This is a genomic window from Pseudonocardia sp., assembly GCF_050246655.1.
In the GTDB taxonomy this organism is placed as follows: Bacteria; Actinomycetota; Actinomycetes; order Mycobacteriales; family Pseudonocardiaceae; genus Pseudonocardia.
The window spans coordinates 1-2,588 of the sequence record NZ_JBFWVQ010000232.1 but is presented as its reverse complement, the minus strand read 5'-3'; the positions used below and the strand labels follow the sequence as shown (position 1 = coordinate 2,588).

At 74.0% G+C, this 2,588-nt stretch carries 6 protein-coding genes; all 6 read right to left on the bottom strand.

Annotated elements, in window-relative coordinates:
• Positions 1 to 64 precede the first annotated feature (64 nt).
• Positions 65 to 775 carry an ERF family protein gene (locus tag AB7J25_RS30670; RefSeq protein ID WP_428514887.1) on the bottom strand — a complete coding sequence of 237 codons (711 nt, stop codon included), beginning with the start codon at positions 773 to 775 and terminating at the stop codon, positions 65 to 67.
• Complete coding sequence (locus AB7J25_RS30665; protein WP_428514886.1) at positions 772 to 996, bottom strand: hypothetical protein; 225 nt, start codon at positions 994 to 996, stop codon at positions 772 to 774. Before AB7J25_RS30665 ends, AB7J25_RS30670 begins: the two co-directional genes overlap by 4 nt.
• Positions 993 to 1,571: a hypothetical protein gene (locus AB7J25_RS30660; protein WP_428514884.1), complete on the bottom strand. Its 579-nt coding sequence runs from the start codon at positions 1,569 to 1,571 to the stop codon at positions 993 to 995. The genes AB7J25_RS30665 and AB7J25_RS30660 overlap by 4 nt, the downstream gene beginning before the upstream one ends.
• The gene (locus AB7J25_RS30655) at positions 1,568 to 1,870 is read right to left on the bottom strand and encodes a hypothetical protein (RefSeq protein WP_428514882.1); all 303 of its coding nucleotides are present in this window, start codon (positions 1,868 to 1,870) and stop codon (positions 1,568 to 1,570) included. Before AB7J25_RS30655 ends, AB7J25_RS30660 begins: the two co-directional genes overlap by 4 nt.
• On the bottom strand, positions 1,867 to 2,223 hold the full coding sequence (locus AB7J25_RS30650) for a hypothetical protein (RefSeq protein WP_428514880.1): 357 nt from the start codon (positions 2,221 to 2,223) through the stop codon (positions 1,867 to 1,869). The genes AB7J25_RS30655 and AB7J25_RS30650 overlap by 4 nt, the downstream gene beginning before the upstream one ends.
• Positions 2,220 to 2,588: WhiB family transcriptional regulator (locus AB7J25_RS30645; RefSeq protein ID WP_428514879.1), on the bottom strand; the 369-nt coding region annotated here is incomplete at its 5' end. The genes AB7J25_RS30650 and AB7J25_RS30645, both read right to left, overlap by 4 nt.

The window sequence follows — 2,588 nt, the reverse complement described above, 5'->3', positions numbered from 1 at the left end:
GTGACGTCGATGCCGCGGGCGGCGAACATGTCCCGCATCGCCACCTCGCAGGAGTGGAGCGGGTTCACGACGCCGCCCCGTTCGTGGAGGCGGGCTGGGCCTTCAGGTCCTGGTCGGAGACCGCGTACAAGGCCTCCCTGAACTTGTCGATCGTCGCGGGGTTCTCGGCCTGCGCGATCTGGCGGCCGTCGTGCTGGGCGGCGAACAGGTCGGCGATGCGGTCGAGGTCCCAGCCGTTGCGTGCGGCGTCCCCGGCGAGCTGGGCGCGCGCCTCGGCGGCTGTGCGCTTCGGAGGCTCGGCGGGGGCGTCACCCCGGCCCACCGTGCGGCCGTTCGCTGGGGCGGCGCGCTCGTAGGTGGCGGCGTCCGCATCCGGCTCGTGCGTCGGAAGGCACAGGGACTGCAGCAACAGGATGCGGTACGCCACCGACATGGCCTTCGGGGCGCCCTTGTCGCCAAAGTCCATCGACTCCCCCGGGGCCTCGGCGTCGAGGTGGTCCCCGGCCGGGCCGTAGAACCGGTACTTGACCTTGACGGTGCACTCGCGGGAGGGCTTGCCGTTCACCGTGGACACGTCGCGGTAGTTGGTCTCCACGGCCACCGGGAGCACCACAACACCGTGCTTGCGCAGCACCGGGCCGACAGCGTTCATCACGGCGTCGACGCCGCGGAAGCTATAGCCCTGCTGCGAGTTACGGTCGCCCTTCGCCACCGCCTGGACGTCCTGCATCACTCGGGAGAGCGCCACGACGACGCTCGGCTGGTCGGTGGTCATGCGGTCCCCCTGGGTGTGTCGGTGCGGTACGGCCAGTTGCGGACCGGGATGCGCTCGTCGCCGCTGCTGCCTCGGACACCGACGCAATGTGGGCAGAGCACCCGACCGGCGCCACGGATCCGCTCGACCCGGACCAGGCCCATGACCCGACCCCCCGCGCACAGCGGGCAGTAGCGGGGCAGGGACACGGTGACCTCGTGGCGGGTCGTCTGCGGCTTCACGACGCCACCGCCTCGCCCGCCGACAACTGCGGGCGCACGTCCCAGGACAGCTGCCCGGCCTGGACGAGGCGTTCGATCGCGGCCCCGCACGTCTTCGCCCGGATGACCCGCACCGAGCCGGCCGGCTTCACCCGCTCGATCCCCGGAGCGGCCGGTGTGCCCTGGTCGCGGGACTGCTCCAGCAGCAGTGCCACCTCCTGCTCGACGACCCGCTCCGCCGCGGTCAGCAGATGCGGCGCGTGCTCGGCGAGGACCACGGCCAGCTCGTCGAGGGGGTCCAGCCACACCGGGCCGTCCACCCCGGGGACGTGCACGTGCCAGCCGCGCTCGATCCCAGATGGGTGCTGGGTGCGCAGCCACTGCTCCAGAGCGTGAGGCTCGGTGACCCGCCACTGCGGGTCCGGGTCCGTGCGCAGGATCGAGCCCAGCGCGTCCCCGAGAGGGGAGCGGATGGTGCGCCTGTCCCCGTCGGCCAGGTCCCGCCCGGCCAGGGCGCGGACGGCGGTCTTGCGTTTGTCGACGCGGTCGGCGAGCTCGGCCAGTGCCACCGCCTCCAGGTCGTCCAGGCGGGTCACGATGCGGCTCCGTTCGTGGCGTGGTGGTCGGTGAGGTGCGCGGCGAACGCCAGATGCCCCGAGTGGTGCGCGGCGATGGCGTAGCCGCACTCGCAGACCAGGACCCCACCCAGCCGGGTCGGGGTGAGCGCCCACCCGGTGCGGGGCCAGGTGCGGCGCAGCTCCCGGTCCGCCTGCTCGAAGGGGTTCAGAGCGCCGCCCTGCCGGCGGAGCTGGTCGGCGTAGGGGGCGTCGCAGCAGTCCGTGTGCGCCTCCCACGGGGCTGCGTGCCGGTTGCGGCAGGTCTGCCAGGAGGTCACGTGCGCCGCCCCCCGTGCACGACCAGGGCGGCGGAGGCGAGACGCTGCACCAGCTCAGGCGGCTCCTGCCCGGATGCGATCCGGGCCAACACCTGCCGCACCACCCCGTCCGCTGTGTCGCGGGCACCGTCCGGGTCCCAGCGGGCGACCTCCGCGATCCGGCGAGCCACCGACGCGGCCGCCAGGGGCAGGGTCGCCGCCATGTCGCCGTACATGGCTTCGCGTGTCTCGGTCTGCGGGTCCGCGGGGCAGGCGCACAGGTGGGCGTCCAGGACCTGCTCGGTGTGCCAGACCACACAGCCGAGCAGGTGACGCCCGGACAGGCGCTCAAGGACCGGGTCGAGGACGGTCACCACGCCACCTCCCGCGGCTTCGGGCCGAGGAGGTGTCGGAGGACGTAGTCCGACGCCCCGGTCTCGGCGGTGATGTCCTGGCGGGCCCAGCCGCGCCGGTCCAGGTCGCGGATCAGCTGCAGGGTGTGCTCCGGCAGGGGTGCGCGGCGCTGCCCCGGCGGGGCGGGTTCGGCCGGGGTGCGGGGCCGGTCCAGGCGGGCGCGGGCGGCCCGGCGCTCTCTCGGGGTGGTGCCCCCGAGGACCGACCAGTCGTCGCCCTTCACGTGGGCGTAGGCGAGGCACACCGCCCGCACCGGGCACGGCGGCACGCCGTAGCGGCGGTTGCCGTTGCACCACCGCTTCGCCTGCCGGACCAGGTCCAGGTT

What these genes read in the sequence shown, in the direction of transcription:
- AB7J25_RS30670 (WP_428514887.1), bottom strand. Translation starts at nt 775, where the DNA reads ATGACCACCGACCAGCCGAGCGTCGTCGTGGCGCTCTCCCGAGTGATG.